Raw genomic sequence first — 15,448 nt, forward strand, 5'->3', positions numbered from 1 at the left:
GACTGATGAACGACACAATGAGCGAAACGGAAATTGAAGAGCTGCGCACTCTGGCGCGCGCGATCCGTCTGGAAACGCTGAAAGCGCTGACCGGGCTGGGCTTCGGCCACTACGGCGGCTGCATGTCGGTGGTGGAGACGCTGGCGGTGCTGTACGGCGGCGTGATGCGCATCGATCCGGCGGACCCGGACTGGCCGGAGCGCGATGACTTCGTGCTGTCGAAAGGGCACGCCGGCCCGGCGCTGTACAGCACGCTGGCGATCAAGGGCTACTTCCCGCTGGCGGAACTGAAGACCCTCAATCAGAACGGCACGCGCCTGCCGAGCCACCCGGACCGGCTGCGCACGCGCGGCGTGGACGCCACCACCGGCTCACTGGGGCAGGGCGTGTCGATCGCCGCCGGCATGGCGTTATCCCATCGGCTGGCGGGGCGGCGCAATCGGGTGTTCAGCATCCTCGGCGACGGAGAGCTGAATGAAGGGCAGTGCTGGGAGGCGTTCCAGTTTATCGCCCACCACAACCTGAACAACCTGACGCTGTTCATCGATTACAACAAGCAACAGCTGGACGGCGCGCTGGACGAGGTGATCCAACCGTTCGATCTGGCCGCCAAGTTCCGCGCCTTCGGCTTTGAGGTGCAAACCATCAAGGGCGACGACATCGCGGCGCTGCTGGCGGCGGTAGCGCCGGCGCGCGGCGGCGAACAGCGGCCGCTGGCGATCGTGCTCGACAGCATCAAGGGACAGGGCGTGACCTATCTGGAAAACCTGTCGAACTCACACCACCTGCGCCTGACGCCGGACGTGCAGCTGGAGATCGAAAAAGCCATCGCCGAACTGGAGGCCGCCCATGTTTAACGTAGTGACGCAGTTGGAAAACGACGCCGTCGAAATGCGCAAAGTCTACGCCGGCGCGGTGCGGCGGCAGATTGAGGCGGGCGCGCCGATCATCGCGCTGGAGGCGGATTTGATGAGCTCAATGGCGATGGACGGCGTGCACAAGGATCACCCGCAGCACGTGATCAACTGCGGCATCATGGAGGCCAACGTGATCGGCGTCGCCGCCGGGCTGTCGCTTACCGGCCGGGTGCCGTTCGTGCATACCTTCACCGCCTTCGCCAGCCGCCGCTGTTTCGATCAGCTGTTCATGTCGCTGGATTACCAGCGCAACAACGTCAAGGTGATCGCTTCCGACGCCGGGGTAAGCGCCTGCCACAACGGCGGCACCCACATGTCGTTCGAGGACATGGGCATTGTGCGCGGGCTGGCGCATTCGGTGGTGCTGGAAGTGACCGACGCCACCATGTTCGCCGACGTTCTGCGCCAACTGATGGATCTGCGCGGCTTCTACTGGGTGCGCACCATTCGCAAGCAGGCGACGCGCATCTACCAGGACGGCTCGCGCTTTACCATCGGCAAGGGCAACCTGCTGCGCGATGGCGACGACGTCACGCTGATCGCCAACGGCATCATGGTGGCGGAGGCGTTGAAAGCGGCGGAGATGCTGGCGCGGCAGGGCGTCAGCGCGGCGGTGATCGATATGTTCACCCTCAAGCCTATCGACCGTGAACTGATCAAAACCTACGCGGCCAAGACCGGACGCATCGTCACCTGTGAGAACCACAGCATTCATAACGGGCTGGGATCGGCGGTGGCGGAGGTGCTGGCGGAAGAGTGCCCGACGCCGATGCGGCGCGTGGGGGTGAAGGAGCGTTACGGCCAGGTGGGCACCCAGGCGTTTTTACAGCAGGAGTATGGCCTGACTGCCGAACATATTCTGGAGGCTGCCGGGCAGTTATTGTAAAGCAGAATAGGAATTACCGGCATTCTTAATCGGTAATCGAATTGGTTATTACCCGCGAGTTGTTCTGCCCTGAGACGTTTATCAACATGCTATCCATTACAAAGTCCCTTAGGGGACTTTTTTTTCCATTGATAATAACTGGTCAACACAGGGATAAAATATGATAATGAGAAAATAAATCAAATAAATACAATATGTTAAATTTATTTGGTGAATGATTTCCGTCATGCTGTCTTATTCATACGTGCAGTGAATAAGACAGTGTGTGAATTTTTTATAAACCCTATGATTAAATGACATCCGGCTCTCAAGGAGGAGATTATGGCCGTGGTTCCATTACTGCCGCCAGGCGGTTTTACTGTTCTTGCCAGAAACTTGCGCGAGGCGCGCAGGCAGGGGCAACCGCGCAACATGGCGTTGCCTGGTACTTACTATTGGTTCTACCATCAGGTAAAAAATCGGGGCCCCTGGGATTACAAACAGCAAAATCGCGCCTTGGCTAACTTTGGTAATTTCAATTATGGTGCAACCGGTACCGCGGCTGGAATTCCCGCAGATATTTTGTTGATGGGCGCTGGATTTGCTCAGTCACGTGCAGGAACATCGCGGTTAGAATGGAGTCATTGGTATCAACGCCCGCCGTATGGTGATGACCCTCGGGATCAATATTGGATCAAACAAGGAATTGATTATGCAACTCGGCATGGTTACTAAATGGGCTCATCGGCTATTGACGACGGTTTTGTTGGTTATTGTCGTTGGCTTTGCGGGGTATTGGTATGCCACCCGCGAGACTTATGACGATAAGCTCTACAGCAAAAAGCAGTTGACCGACGAGATTTGGCTCTATGTCACCGAGTACCAGAATGCGGGGGCCACCGACACGGATGTGTATCGTTACTATTTGAACGGAAGCTTGGATGGCGACCCTATCAACGTGCTGAGTCAAAGCGCGCCAATTTTGACGGCGGATCGGGCTGATGCAACTATCCGCGGTGAGGGCAACCGCGTCACCATCAATTTTTCCGGGAAGGTGTATTCCTTTACGAATTCGGCATTTTTCTATGCCACGAACAGCCAAACCCCCATCATGCCTACCATTGATTTTTCTGCACGGGGCGTCAGCGCTTGGCGATGATGGTGGGTGCTGCGGATTTGGCGGGTATTGTCTAAAACAGCATCATCACCAAGAATATCAGGCATAAAAAAGCCAGTCAGGATTACCTGACTGGCTTTTTTTAACGGTTTATTACGCCTTGGCGGCAGCGTCAGCCTGGGAAGACTGGATCGCCGTCAGCGCGACGGTGTAGACGATATCGTCAACCAGTGCGCCGCGCGACAGGTCGTTCACCGGCTTGCGCATGCCTTGCAGCATCGGGCCGATGGAGACCAGGTCAGCGGAGCGCTGTACCGCTTTGTAGGTGGTATTGCCGGTGTTCAGATCCGGGAAGATGAACACGGTCGCCTGGCCGGCCACCGGCGAGTTCGGCGCCTTGGACTTGGCAACGTCGGCCATGATGGCGGCGTCGTACTGCAGCGGGCCGTCGATGATCAGGTCCGGGCGTTTTTCCTGCGCCAGACGGGTCGCTTCGCGCACTTTCTCAACGTCGCTGCCCGCACCGGAGTTGCCGGTGGAGTAGGAGATCATCGCTACGCGCGGCTCGATGCCGAAGGCCGCGGCGGAATCCGCAGACTGGATGGCGATTTCAGACAGCTGCTCGGCGGTCGGATCCGGGTTGATCGCGCAGTCGCCGTAGACCAGTACCTGGTCAGGCAACAGCATGAAGAACACGGAGGACACCAGCGAGCTGCCCGGCGCGGTTTTGATCAGCTGCAACGGCGGACGAATGGTGTTGGCGGTGGTGTGAACCGCGCCGGAGACCAGACCGTCGACTTCGCCCTGTTCCAGCATCAGGGTGCCGAGCACCACGTTGTCTTCCAGCTGCTCGCGCGCGACCACTTCGGTCATGCCCTTGCTCTTGCGCAGCTCAACCAGACGCGGCACGTAGTTTTCACGCACGGCGACCGGATCGACGATTTCGATGCCTTTGCCCAGCTCAACGCCTTGCGCTGCCGCGACGCGCTGGATCTCGTCCGGGTTGCCGAGCAGCACGCATTCCGCGATGCCGCGTTCGGCGCAGATGGCCGCCGCTTTCACGGTGCGCGGCTCGTCGCCTTCCGGCAGCACGATGCGCTTGCCGGCTTTACGCGCCAGTTCGGTCAGTTCGTAACGGAACGCCGGTGGAGACAGACGGCGTGAACGCTCAGAGGTAGCGGTCAGCGAGTCGATCCACTCGGTGCTGATGTGGCTGGCCACGTAGTTCTGCACTTTCTCGATGCGCTGGTGGTCGTCCGCCGGCACTTCGAGGTTGAAGCTCTGCAGGCTCAGCGAGGTCTGCCAGGTGTTGGTGTCGACCATGAACACCGGCAGGCCGGTCTGGAAGGCGCGTTCGCACAGCTTCTTAATCGGCTCATCGATGGCGTAGCCGCCGGTCAGCAGGATGGCGCCGATTTCCACGCCGTTCATCGCCGCCAGGCAGGCGGAGACCAGCACGTCAGGACGGTCTGCGGAGGTCACCAGCAGGGAGCCTGGGCGGAAGTGTTCCAGCATGTGCGGGATGCTGCGAGCACAGAAGGTCACGGACTTCACGCGGCGGGTCATGATGTCGCCTTCGTTGACCACGCGGGCCTTCAGGTGGCGAGCCATGTCGATGGCGCGGGTGGCGATCAGATCGAAACTCCACGGCACGCAGCCCAGAACCGGCAGCGGGCTGTTGGCGAACAGCTGCGCAGGATCGACGTGGGCGATGCTGGCTTTGGTGGAGTCGTCGAAGATTTCGGACAGGTCAGGACGGGTGCGGCCCTGATCGTCGACCGGCGCGTTCAGCTTGTTGATGATAACGCCGGTGATGTTTTTGTTCTTGCTGCCGCCGAAGCTGGTGCGCGCCAGTTCGATGCGCTCTTTCAGCTGCGCCGGGGAGTCGTTGCCCAGCGCCAGTACGAAGACGATCTCGGCGTTAAGGGTTTTGGCGATCTCGTAGTTCAGCGCGTTGGCGAACTGGTGTTTGCGGGTCGGCACCAGGCCTTCGATCAGCACCACTTCCGCGTCTTTGGTGTTCTCGTGGTAGCGCGCCACGATCTCTTCCATCAGCACGTCTTGCTGGTTGGAGCTCAGTAGGCCTTCAACGTAATCCATGCGCAGCGGTTCGGCCGCCGGGATGGTGGAGTTGCTGCGGATGATGGTGGTGGTCTGGTCGAGCGCGTTGTCGCCGGTGCGCGGTTGAGCGATAGGCTTGAACACGCTCAGACGAACGCCTTTTTGCTCCATGGAGCGGATGACACCCAGGCTGACGCTGGTCAGGCCGACGCTGGTGCCGGTGGGGATCAACATAATAGTACGTGACACAGAATAGTCCTCTTCACGATTAACATGAGGCTAAAACAACACCGTCAGCCTGGGCTGACGGTGTTTTGAGAGCATTACGCGGTCAGGCGGGATGCGTCCTGCGCGATGACCAACTCTTCGTTGGTCGGGATCACCAGCGCCAGGCGGCTGCCGTCTTTGGTGATGGCGCCGGATTTGCCGAAGCGAGCGGCCATGTTGCGGTCGTGGTCGATTTCGAAGCCCAGCAGGCCCAGTTTGTTCAGGGTCAGCTCACGCACCATGCCGGCGTTCTCGCCGATGCCGCCGGTGAAGATCACCGCGTCCAGACGGCCTTCCATCAGCGCGCTGTAGGCGCCGACGTATTTGGCCAGACGGTGGCAGAACACGTCCATGGCGCGTTTGGCATCGGCTTTGCTGTCGTAGTTGTCTTCAACGTAACGGCAGTCGCTGGTGACTTCGGTCAGGCCCAGCAGGCCGGATTCTTTGGTCAGCATCTTGTTGATCTGGTCAACGCTCATGCCCAGAGAATCGTGCAGGTGGAAGATGATAGCCGGATCGATATCACCGCTGCGGGTGCCCATTACCAGGCCTTCCAGCGGGGTCAGACCCATGGAGGTGTCAACGCACTGGCCGTTGCGCACTGCGGTGACGGAACCGCCGTTGCCCAGGTGGCAAGTGATCACGTTCACTTCTTCCACCGGCTTGTTCAGCATCTTCGCGGCTTCCTGAGTCACGTAGAAGTGGCTGGTGCCGTGTGCGCCGTAGCGGCGAACGCCGTGGTCGCGGTACAGGCTGTACGGCAGGGCGTACAGGTAAGATTCTTCCGGCATGGTCTGGTGGAACGCGGTGTCGAACACGGCAACGTTCTTGTCAGCCAGGTGAGGGAAGGATTTCAGCGCTTCCGCGATGCCGATCAGGTGAGCTGGGTTGTGCAGTGGTGCGAACGGCACGGAATCTTTGATACCCTGCAGAACTTCGTCGTTGATCACGGCGGAGGCGGTGAACTTCTCGCCGCCGTGCACGATGCGGTGGCCGATAGCGGTCAACTGCGCGGAAAGCTCTGGTTTTTGTGCCAGAATAGTATTAACAATGAAGTTCAGCGCTTCGCTGTGTGCAGCGCCGGCCCCCAGGGCAGCTTCGTGTTTGGCGCCGTCCATTTTCCACTTGATGCGAGCTTCAGGCAGGTGGAAACACTCGGCCAAACCGGAGAGGAATTCGTCGCCGTTAACGGCATCGATGATGGCGAATTTCAGAGAAGAACTGCCGCAGTTAAGAACCAGTACTAGCTTACTCGACATGGAAGTACCTACTTAAATAGTCGTGTTGTTAAAAGAAAATCGAACACACGTGGTGAATTAATCGTCAATCAGACAACAAGCGTAGCGCATAGTGCCGATGACATTTATGATTAACATCATGTGAAGTGCACAAATCACAGGATGATGGAAAAACCGATGATTTCTCTGCGGTTTAAATAATCTTGATTTTTATAGGGCTAAAAGTTGACAAAATTTACGTCATCTTCTACCGGCCACAAGGCCGGCTTAGGATACCGATAGCCCGGTGCAAACACAAAATAAATTTAAAGCTTCAAATTTTTTAGTATGGTCTCTGGCAGCACGCTTTTAGTTTCTTTACGTGACGTTGAGGTACGCAATGACGAGCAAACCGTCCGGTTCCGTAAGCTGGTTTCAGGTCTTCCAGCGCGGGCAGCATTATATGAAAACCTGGCCGTCAGACAAACGTCTGGCACCGGTCTTTCCGGAGAACCGCGTTGCGCGTGCCACCCGTTTCGCTATCCGTTTCATGCCGCCGTTGGCGATTTTCACGCTGACCTGGCAGATCGCGCTCGGCGGCCAACTGGGCCCGGCGATCGCCACCGCGCTGTTCGCCTGCAGCCTGCCGATGCAGGGCTTGTGGTGGCTGGGGCGTCGTTCGGTCACGCCGCTGCCGCCGACGCTGCTGCAATGGTTCCATGAGGTGCGCAACAAGCTGACGGAAGCCGGACAGGCGGTGGCGCCGCTCGAAGGCACGCCGACCTATCAGACGTTGGCTGATTTGCTCAAGCGCGCCTTCAAGCAGCTGGACAAAACCTTCCTCGACGATCTGTAAATGAAAAAAGGCCGCGTTGTGCGGCCTTTTTCGTCTAAGCGCCAATAACCCCGGTTTAAATCAAAGAACGGTCGAGTTGTGATTTCCTGCGTTCTTGCGCTGTGCGATGCTCCCGCCATCACACAGAAATGAGGAAATCCTGATGGAAATGACCAACGCCCAGCGGCTGATCCTGTCGAATCAGTACAAGATGATGACCTTGCTCGATCCGGACAACGGCGATCGTTATCGCCGGTTGCAAACCATCGTCGAACGCGGCTTCGGTTTGCAAATGCGCGAGCTGGATCGCGATTTCGGCGAACTGAGCGAAGAGGTGTGCCGCACCATCATCAACGTGATGGAAATGCATCATGCGCTGCAGGTTTCCTGGGGCAACCTGAAAGAGAAGCAGGATCTGGACGAGCGCCGCCTGGCGTTCCTCGGCTTCGACGCCGCGACCGAGGCGCGCTACCTGAGTTACGTGCGTTTCCTGGTCAGCACCGAGGGGCGCTATACTCACTTTGATTCCGGCAGCCACGGTTTTAACGCCCAGACCAAAATGTGGGAAAAATACCAGCGTATGCTGGCGATCTGGTTGGCCTGTCCGCGCCAGTATCACTTGAGCGCCGTTGAGATAGCGCAAATCATCAATGCTTGATTAAGAAGAGGTTTTCTGTGGAGTGTAAGGGTTTTCTGTTCGATCTTGATGGCACCCTGGTGGATTCGCTGCCGGCGGTAGAGCGCGCCTGGACGCACTGGGCCGAGCGCCGCGGCGTCGACCCGCAAGCGGTGCTGGACTTCATTCACGGTAAACAGGCCATTACTTCTCTGCGCCATTTTATGCCGGGCGAAAGCGAAGCGGAAATTCAGCGCGAATTCCAATTGCTGGAGCAGGTGGAAGCGCAGGATACCGATGGCGTTCGCGCGCTGCCGGGCGCGATTGCGTTGCTGGAGCGCCTGAACGCGCTCGGCATCCCTTGGGCGATCGTCACCTCCGGTTCGGTGCCGGTGGCCGGCGCTCGCCGCCAGGCCGGCGGTTTGCCGCAGCCGGCGGTGTTCATCACCGCCGAGCAGGTTAAACATGGCAAGCCGCAGCCCGACGCCTATCTGCTGGGCGCCGAGCGCCTGGGGCTGGCGCCGCACGAGTGCGTAGTGGTCGAAGACGCGCCGGCCGGCATTCTCTCCGGCCTGGCGGCGGGTTGCCAGGTGATTGCGGTCAACGCCCCGGCCGATGCGCCGAAGCTGGAGCAGGTCGACCTGCGGCTGGATTCGCTGGCGCAGATCGCCGTCGATAAAACGGCGCAGGGCGCGATCGTTCGCCGGCTGGTTTAAGCGGCATGATCTTCACCCTAATTGATTAGACCCCGCTTCGGCGGGGTTTTTTTATGCTATTTTTTAGACCCTTGGACATTTGCCGGATGAGGCCGTTTTGAACAGCGAATTACTGTGGGTGCTGAGTTTACTGCTGATTGCCATCGTGCTGTTTACCACCAACAAGCTGCGGATGGACGTGGTGGCGCTGTTGGTGATCATCGCTTTCGTGCTGAGCGGCACGCTCAGCTTGCAGGAGGCGACGGTCGGTTTCAGCGATCCCAATGTGATTTTGATCGCCGCGCTGTTCGTGATCGGCGAAGGGCTGGTGCGCACCGGCGTGGCTTATCAGGTGGGCGACTGGCTGGTGAAAGTGGCCGGCAGCAGCGAAACCAAAATGTTGATGCTGCTGATGGTGACGGTCGCCGGATTGGGGGCATTTATGAGCTCGACCGGCGTGGTGGCGATCTTTATCCCGGTGGTGCTCAGCGTGACGGCGAGAATGAAGATCGCGCCGGGGCGGCTGATGATGCCGCTCAGCTTCGCCGGGCTGATCAGCGGCATGATGACGCTGGTGGCCACGCCGCCCAACATGGTGGTCAACAGCGAACTGGTGCGTGAAGGCATCCATGGTTTCGGTTTCTTCAGCGTGACGCCCATTGGCCTGGCGGTGCTGGCGCTGGGCGTCGGTTACATGCTGATCGCCCGGCGTTGGCTGGGCAGCGGCGACACGAGCAAAGCAGGCGACGACTGGCAGCGCCGCACCTTCCGTGACCTGATCCGCGATTACAAGCTGACCGGCCGCGCGCGGCGGTTGGCTGTCCGCAGCGCTTCGCCGCTGATCGGGCGTTCGCTGGACGAGCTGCACCTGCGCGCGCGCTATGGCGCCAACGTGGTGGGCATCGAGCGCTGGAAACGCTTCCGGCGGGTGATGGTCAGCGCCTCCGGCAGCACCGAACTGCGCGAGGGCGACGTCCTCTTGATCGACATGTCGGACAGCCAGGTCGATCTGCGCGAATTCTGCGGCGAGCAGCGGCTGGAGCCGATGGTGCTGCGCGGCGATTACTTCTCGGAACAGTCGCGCAACGTCGGCATGGCGGAGGTGTCGCTGATCCCGGACTCGGCGCTGCTGGGCAAAAGCCTGCGCGAAGCGGCGTTCCGCAGCCGTTACGATCTGAACGTGGTGGGCATCCGCCGCCACGGCGAGACGCTGGGCGGCAAGTTGGTGGACGAGCCGCTGGAACTGGGCGACATCTTACTGGTGATCGGCGATTGGAAGGCGATTCGTCAGCTGCAGGCCAAAACCCACGACTTTATCGTGCTCAATCTGCCGGCCGAGGTGGACGAAGTGGCGCCGGCCATCACGCAGGCGCCGCATGCGCTGTTTTGCCTGGCGCTGATGGTGGCGATGATGCTGACCGACGAAATCCCCAACCCGATCGCGGCGCTGATCGCCTGTTTGCTGATGGGCAAGTTCCGCTGCATCGATATGGAGAGCGCCTATAAATCGATCCATTGGCCGAGCATTATTTTGATCGTCGGCATGATGCCGTTCGCGCAGGCGCTGCAAAAGACCGGCGGGGTGGATCTGATCGTCAGCGGGCTGATGGACGTCGCCGGCGGCGCGGGGCCGCGCGTGATGCTGCTGTGCCTGTTCGTCTTGTGCGCCACCATCGGCCTGTTTATTTCCAATACCGCGACGGCGGTGCTGATGGCGCCGATCGCCATCGCCGCCGCGCGCGAAATGGGGGTATCGCCATACCCGTTCGCGATGATTATCGCCGTCGCCGCGTCCGCCGCCTTTATGACGCCGGTTTCTTCACCGGTCAATACGCTGGTGCTGGGGCCGGGCAATTACAAGTTCGGCGATTTCGTGCGGCTCGGCGTGCCGTTCACCCTGTTGGTGATGGCGGTCAGCGTGATTGTGGTGCCGTGGCTCTACGGTTTTTAACGGCGCAACGAGGCTGCGCCGGCGGGGTTACAGCGAGCTGTCGAGGCTGATTTCGTCCAATGACAGACTGAAACTGGGAATGAACACTTCCATGAAGTAGTCCATCTCCGGGCTGCGGCGCTGTTCCAGGGTTTTATCCAGCCGCGCCTTGGCCAGGGTAAATTCGTTGTTACCGGCAGACAGCTCCTCCAGGCATTTCAGGTAGGCGCATAATGCGTCCGCCTGCTTTACCACCTGCTTTTCATCTTCGCTGTAATAGTGCTCATCGAGAATGGTGCGGAAATCGTTGCGCAGTTCCGCGGGGATCATGTCCAGCAGCTTTTGCTGGGCGATCTTTTCGATCTTCTTGTACTCGTGGGCGATCTGCGGATTGTAGTACTTGATCGGCGTCGGCATGTCGCCGGTGATCACTTCGCTGGCGTCGTGATACATCGCCAGCAGCGCAACCCGGTCGGCGTTGAGATTGCCGTTGAACTTGCGGTTCTTGATCACCGCCAACGCGTGGGCGACAAAAGCCACCTGCAGACTGTGTTCGGAGACGTTCTCGGTGCGCACGTTGCGCATCAGTGGCCAGCGGTTGATCAGTTTCAGGCGGGACAGATGGGCGAAGAAATGGCTCTGGCTCATGGTGCTCTCTTTAACGGCAAGTGAGGCCCCCATTGTGAAGCAGTGACGGCGAATTTTGCAACCGGGCAATGAGAGAAGGGCGCAGCAAGGCGCTGCGCCCCAGGCGATTACTGATGGTAGCCTTCAAGGAAGCGGCCCAGCTTGCCGACCGCCATTTCCAGCTCGTCTACGCGCGGCAGGGTGACGATGCGCACATGATCCGGGTAGGGCCAGTTGAATGCGGTTCCCTGCACCAGCAGCACTTTTTCCTGCAGCAGCAGATCCAGCACCAGTTTCTGGTCGTCATGGATATTGAAGCGTTTGGCATCGATGCGCGGGAACATGTACAGCGCGCCCTGCGGCTTCACGCATGAGACGCCCGGAATGTCATTGAGCAGTTCCCAGGTGCGATTGCGCTGTTCGTACAGACGGCCGCCGGGCTGAATGAATTCGCTGATGCTTTGATAACCGCCCAGCGCGGTTTGAATCGCGTGCTGCATCGGCACGTTGGCGCACAGGCGCATCGAAGCCAGCATCTCCAGCCCTTCGATATAGCCTTTGGCGTGCTTTTTCGGCCCGTTCAGCACCATCCAGCCCTGGCGGAAGCCCGCCACGCGGTAGGTCTTCGACAGGCCGTTGAAGGTCACGGTCAGCAGATCCGGCGCCAGCGCGGCGATAGAGTGGTGCTCCGCTTCGTCGTACAGGATCTTGTCGTAGATCTCGTCGGCGAAGATGATCAGGTTGTGTTGACGGGCGATCTCGACGATCTGTTCCAGCAGCGCTTTGCTGTACACCGCGCCGGTTGGGTTGTTCGGGTTGATGATCACGATGCCGCGGGTGCGCGGGGTGATCTTGCTGATGATGTCGTCCAGATCCGGGAACCAGCCGGCCTGCTCATCGCACAGATAGTGCACGGCTTTGCCGCCGGACAGCGAGACCGCGGCGGTCCACAACGGGTAGTCCGGCGCCGGCACCAGCATTTCGTCGCCGCTGTTGAGCAGCGCCTGCATGGATTGAACGATCAGCTCCGAGACGCCGTTGCCAATGTAGATATCCTCAACGGTCACGTCACGCATGTTGCGCGCCTGATAGTGCTGCATGATCGCTTTACGCGCCGAGAAGAGGCCCTTGGAGTCGGAGTAGCCTTGCGCCGTGGGCAGATTGCGGATCACGTCGACCAGGATTTCGTCCGGGGCGTCGAAACCGAACGGGGCAGGGTTGCCGATGTTCAGTTTCAGGACTTTGTTGCCTTCTTCTTCAAGACGTTTAGCTTCTTTAAGCACCGGGCCGCGAATGTCATAGCAGACGTTGTCCAGTTTGCTGGATTTCTCAATGGGGGACATAAAAAGTTGAGCCTTTTGCTGGGATAGGGGCGCTCCTACCGTGGGACGCCGCAACCCGCCCAATGTACTCCTGGCGTAGTTGCTTTTGAAGGGTTTTGCACGCCTTTGGTGCAAATGCATGTCGTAACGGGGGATTTTAGTTATGATAAGCAAAGGTAAAGTTATTTTGTGGTTCATAATTTCATGAACTATAATTTTACTAGGGTTTTGTTCTGTAAAATCACGTGTCGATAAACGAGACGTGTCGGCGATCGCGGCCGGCAGCAGTGAACTGATAAGCCGAAAGTGAGAATAGGCTTCAATAAACTGTAAAGGAACGATAATACCGGAGTTGTCTGATAGCGGGTTGCCGGTTAGCGCACCACACTAAAAAAATGGCATATTTACATTAGCTTTACTTTATATTTCAGCTTAAGCATTGTTTATGTGGTTATAGGATTATTATTTAAAGTAAAAATCTTACTGATTGAATTTATTAAATTCATTGAGTGATAACACGACGTTGGTGCCGTTAATTATTTATTTTTCTTACTCTGTAATGCAGCCTGAACGCCGGTTGATAAGGATTCTCAGTAGCACGAATGGAGTGGAAATTAGGCAGTATCAATGAGTAAAATCTCAGGTTCGGTGGGGGTTTTCCCTTCCCACCGGTATTCAGTCCCCCGCGTTCTATAAGCACCATCGATAGATCGCATTTTAAAAAGCGATAGAGGTAACGAATCATAAGTAATTTTTTTGCCCTCCACTTATGAGTGGGGTACTGTCATAACAGGCTCCGTCCTTTTCAACGGCGTCTGAGAAACACACCAGGGTAGTAGTTCGTAAATTAGAATTTAAAAAAGTGAAGAATACACTATGACAACTGCAAATCGTCCGATACTTAATCTCGACCTCGATCTGCTAAGAACCTTTGTTGCGGTTGCTGATTTGAATACCTTCGCGGCGGCGGCTGTTGCCGTTTGCCGTACGCAATCAGCCGTCAGCCAACAAATGCAGCGATTAGAGCAACTGGTCGGCAAAGAACTGTTTGCCCGCCATGGGCGCAACAAACTCCTGACTGAGCATGGTATTCAGCTTCTCGGTTATGCCAGGAAGATCCTGCGCTTTAACGACGAAGCCTGTACCTCGCTGATGTACAACAATATTAAAGGTGTTCTGACCATCGGCGCTTCCGACGACACCGCCGATACCATTCTGCCTTTCTTGTTGAACCGCGTGACCGCCATTTATCCGAAGCTGGCCATTGACGTGCGCGTAAAGCGCAGCACGACGATGGTCGATCTGCTGGAAGAGGGGGAGATCGATCTGGCGGTGACCACGGCCGATCCGGCCGGGCACCCGCACATCGTGCTGCGCACGTCGCCGACGCTGTGGTACTGCGCTGCCGATTATCACTATCAGGCCGGCGAACCTATCCCGCTGGTGGTGATGGATGAACCAAGCCCGTTCCGCGCGCTGGCGATCAAACAGTTGGACGAAGCCGGTATCCCGTGGCGTATCGCCTACGTCGCCTCCACGCTGTCCGCGGTGCGGGCGGCCTGTAAGGCCGGCCTGGGCGTGACCGCGCGGCCGATCGAGATGATGAGCCCCGATCTGCGGGTGCTGGGCGCGGTGGAAGGTTTGCCGCCGCTGCCGGATACCCAGTATGTGCTGTGCAAAAACGCGCAGTGCAGCAACGAACTGGCCATGGCCATCTTCAGCGCGATGCAGGGCGGCGATGACGGCTATGGCTTCAACGGCGCGGAAGCCGGTCTCCAGAGCGATCAGGATGATGCCAGCCTGGTGGACGAAGAAGAATAACGCCGCGACGTGATATCTGATGAAAAACCTCTGCTTCGGCGGAGGTTTTTTTTGGCCGTTTTTTGATGATTTCTACTGTTATAGAGGTTTAAGTGTGATTTTGTTATGAGTCGTCTGTTTTATTAACTTTTAAGCGTTGCTGAAAAGAGAGTTTGACCGGATTTAAGATGCTGGGTTCGTTTTTTGCACAATAAGATTGAATGAGTTAAAGGCATGGTAATAGCAGGGTTATTTTGTTAGCTTATGGCGGTCGTTTTTGCGGCTTAATTTGAGGGAAATTGTTAAAGGGCCACACTTTTTTTGAGGATTTATGCTGAAAACGTGTCCTGGATCAAAAAAATACCCCTAGGTAGTGAGTGGAAGAACAGGGAATTCCTGAGACAATGGTATAGTAAAACTGAAATGTGCATGTTGGTTTATATCTATCTGTTTCTACACAAAAATTAACTGACACGATTTAGCCTGTCCCTGGCGCATCAAATGTTAATCAAATGATACGTATGTAAACTAGTGTGTAGATACTTTTGTCAAAGTTGACAAAAGGTTATAGAAAGGAGTAAAAAGCCCACAGAAAAACGCTGCCTAACTCGCTGTAAAAGCAGTTTGTTTGTGTGGTTATTTATCCTTCCCTTAAATCGATGTGGCGCACTAACTGCCGGTGACAAGAGCAGTGCGATCGACGCCACTTTTGATGAGTAAGCATAGAGTATGTCAACAACCACTGAAGTTATCGCTCATCACTGGGCGCTCGCCGTATTTCTCGTCGTGGCTATCGGGCTTTGCGGCTTAATGCTGCTGGGTGCGTTCTTCTTGGGCGGGAGAGCCCGGGCGCGCGCCAAACACACCCCGTTTGAATCAGGCATCGACTCGGTCGGCACGGCGCGCATGCGCTTGTCCGCCAAGTTCTACCTGGTGGCCATGTTCTTCGTTATTTTCGACGTTGAAGCCTTATACCTGTATGCCTGGTCGGTCTCGATTCGCGAGAGCGGCTGGGTGGGCTTTATCGAAGCCGCCATTTTCATTTTGGTGCTATTGGCCGGTCTGGTTTATCTGGTGCGCATCGGCGCGTTGGATTGGACTCCGGCGCGTTCCCAACGCCGCAGCAAACCGAGCACGATCACTAACACCAACAGTCATCCGCAGTAACAGCGAGGCATT

The 15,448-nt window shown here is 57.4% G+C and carries 14 protein-coding genes; 10 read left to right on the forward strand and 4 right to left on the reverse strand.

The genetic code is table 11. From position 1 onward, the window contains the following. Window positions 1-5 precede the first annotated feature (5 nt). The 4 genes from CRO23_RS06945 (at window position 6) to CRO23_RS06960 (ending at window position 2,941) form a co-directional block, all read left to right on the forward strand. Window positions 6-857 carry a transketolase gene (locus CRO23_RS06945; RefSeq protein WP_228988449.1) on the forward strand — a complete coding sequence of 284 codons (852 nt, stop codon included), beginning with the start codon at window positions 6-8 and terminating at the stop codon, window positions 855-857. Next, window positions 850-1,803 carry a transketolase family protein gene (locus CRO23_RS06950; protein WP_097101611.1) on the forward strand — a complete coding sequence of 318 codons (954 nt, stop codon included), beginning with the start codon at window positions 850-852 and terminating at the stop codon, window positions 1,801-1,803. The genes CRO23_RS06945 and CRO23_RS06950 overlap by 8 nt, the downstream gene beginning before the upstream one ends. A gap of 321 nt (window positions 1,804-2,124) precedes the next feature. Then, entirely contained in the window at window positions 2,125-2,517 is a 393-nt protein-coding gene (locus CRO23_RS06955) for a polymorphic toxin type 44 domain-containing protein (protein WP_071997811.1), read from the forward strand. Then, window positions 2,495-2,941, forward strand: coding sequence for a hypothetical protein (locus CRO23_RS06960; RefSeq protein ID WP_033652000.1), 447 nt, complete (start codon window positions 2,495-2,497; stop codon window positions 2,939-2,941). The genes CRO23_RS06955 and CRO23_RS06960 overlap by 23 nt, the downstream gene beginning before the upstream one ends. A 111-nt stretch (window positions 2,942-3,052) precedes the next feature. Here the strand turns inward: CRO23_RS06960 and pta are convergent, their stop codons facing one another. Then, window positions 3,053-5,209 carry a phosphate acetyltransferase gene (pta, locus tag CRO23_RS06965; protein WP_028127748.1) on the reverse strand — a complete coding sequence of 719 codons (2,157 nt, stop codon included), beginning with the start codon at window positions 5,207-5,209 and terminating at the stop codon, window positions 3,053-3,055. Window positions 5,210-5,283: 74 nt separating this feature from the next. Continuing rightward, entirely contained in the window at window positions 5,284-6,486 is a 1,203-nt protein-coding gene (gene ackA / locus CRO23_RS06970) for an acetate kinase (protein WP_004936063.1), read from the reverse strand. A 358-nt stretch (window positions 6,487-6,844) separates the two neighbouring features. Here ackA and yfbV point away from each other — a divergent pair, with 358 nt between their 5' ends. The 4 genes from yfbV (at window position 6,845) to CRO23_RS06990 (ending at window position 10,541) form a co-directional block, all read left to right on the forward strand. Beyond that, entirely contained in the window at window positions 6,845-7,300 is a 456-nt protein-coding gene (gene yfbV / locus CRO23_RS06975; protein ID WP_004936061.1) for a terminus macrodomain insulation protein YfbV, read from the forward strand. 142 nt (window positions 7,301-7,442) lie between these two features. Further along, window positions 7,443-7,937, forward strand: a complete 495-nt coding sequence (locus tag CRO23_RS06980; RefSeq protein WP_016926898.1) for a YfbU family protein — start codon at window positions 7,443-7,445, stop codon at window positions 7,935-7,937. 17 nt (window positions 7,938-7,954) lie between these two features. Then, entirely contained in the window at window positions 7,955-8,611 is a 657-nt protein-coding gene (locus CRO23_RS06985) for a sugar phosphatase (RefSeq protein ID WP_016926899.1), read from the forward strand. A 79-nt stretch (window positions 8,612-8,690) separates the two neighbouring features. Beyond that, the gene (locus CRO23_RS06990) at window positions 8,691-10,541 is read left to right on the forward strand and encodes an SLC13 family permease (RefSeq protein WP_141398612.1); all 1,851 of its coding nucleotides are present in this window, start codon (window positions 8,691-8,693) and stop codon (window positions 10,539-10,541) included. Between the two features lie 27 nt (window positions 10,542-10,568). Here the strand turns inward: CRO23_RS06990 and yfbR are convergent, their stop codons facing one another. Together yfbR and CRO23_RS07000 are read right to left on the reverse strand one after the other, a co-directional pair. Further along, window positions 10,569-11,168, reverse strand: a complete 600-nt coding sequence (gene yfbR, locus CRO23_RS06995; RefSeq protein ID WP_015378582.1) for a 5'-deoxynucleotidase — start codon at window positions 11,166-11,168, stop codon at window positions 10,569-10,571. Between the two features lie 107 nt (window positions 11,169-11,275). After that, entirely contained in the window at window positions 11,276-12,490 is a 1,215-nt protein-coding gene (locus tag CRO23_RS07000) for a pyridoxal phosphate-dependent aminotransferase (protein ID WP_004936047.1), read from the reverse strand. An 855-nt stretch (window positions 12,491-13,345) separates the two neighbouring features. Between CRO23_RS07000 and lrhA the strand changes: the two genes are divergently transcribed. Then, a complete protein-coding gene (gene lrhA / locus CRO23_RS07005) occupies window positions 13,346-14,290 on the forward strand; it encodes a transcriptional regulator LrhA (protein ID WP_079450293.1) in 945 nt (314 codons plus the stop codon). Window positions 14,291-14,998: 708 nt separating this feature from the next. Next, window positions 14,999-15,436 (forward strand): NADH-quinone oxidoreductase subunit NuoA, encoded by a 438-nt coding sequence (gene nuoA, locus CRO23_RS07010; RefSeq protein ID WP_004936040.1) that lies wholly within the window; start codon window positions 14,999-15,001, stop codon window positions 15,434-15,436. Window positions 15,437-15,448 lie beyond the last annotated feature (12 nt).

Source organism: Serratia sp. JKS296, from assembly GCF_900215445.1.
GTDB lineage: Bacteria > Pseudomonadota > Gammaproteobacteria > Enterobacterales > Enterobacteriaceae > Serratia > Serratia marcescens.

What these genes read in the sequence shown, in the direction of transcription:
- CRO23_RS06980 (WP_016926898.1), top strand. Translation starts at nt 7,443, where the DNA reads ATGGAAATGACCAACGCCCAGCGGCTGATCCTGTCGAATCAGTACAAG.
- ackA (WP_004936063.1), bottom strand. Translation starts at nt 6,486, where the DNA reads ATGTCGAGTAAGCTAGTACTGGTTCTTAACTGCGGCAGTTCTTCTCTG.
- nuoA (WP_004936040.1), top strand. Translation starts at nt 14,999, where the DNA reads ATGTCAACAACCACTGAAGTTATCGCTCATCACTGGGCGCTCGCCGTA.
- yfbR (WP_015378582.1), bottom strand. Translation starts at nt 11,168, where the DNA reads ATGAGCCAGAGCCATTTCTTCGCCCATCTGTCCCGCCTGAAACTGATC.
- CRO23_RS06955 (WP_071997811.1), top strand. Translation starts at nt 2,125, where the DNA reads ATGGCCGTGGTTCCATTACTGCCGCCAGGCGGTTTTACTGTTCTTGCC.
- CRO23_RS06960 (WP_033652000.1), top strand. Translation starts at nt 2,495, where the DNA reads ATGCAACTCGGCATGGTTACTAAATGGGCTCATCGGCTATTGACGACG.
- yfbV (WP_004936061.1), top strand. Translation starts at nt 6,845, where the DNA reads ATGACGAGCAAACCGTCCGGTTCCGTAAGCTGGTTTCAGGTCTTCCAG.
- CRO23_RS07000 (WP_004936047.1), bottom strand. Translation starts at nt 12,490, where the DNA reads ATGTCCCCCATTGAGAAATCCAGCAAACTGGACAACGTCTGCTATGAC.
- lrhA (WP_079450293.1), top strand. Translation starts at nt 13,346, where the DNA reads ATGACAACTGCAAATCGTCCGATACTTAATCTCGACCTCGATCTGCTA.
- CRO23_RS06945 (WP_228988449.1), top strand. Translation starts at nt 6, where the DNA reads ATGAACGACACAATGAGCGAAACGGAAATTGAAGAGCTGCGCACTCTG.
- CRO23_RS06950 (WP_097101611.1), top strand. Translation starts at nt 850, where the DNA reads ATGTTTAACGTAGTGACGCAGTTGGAAAACGACGCCGTCGAAATGCGC.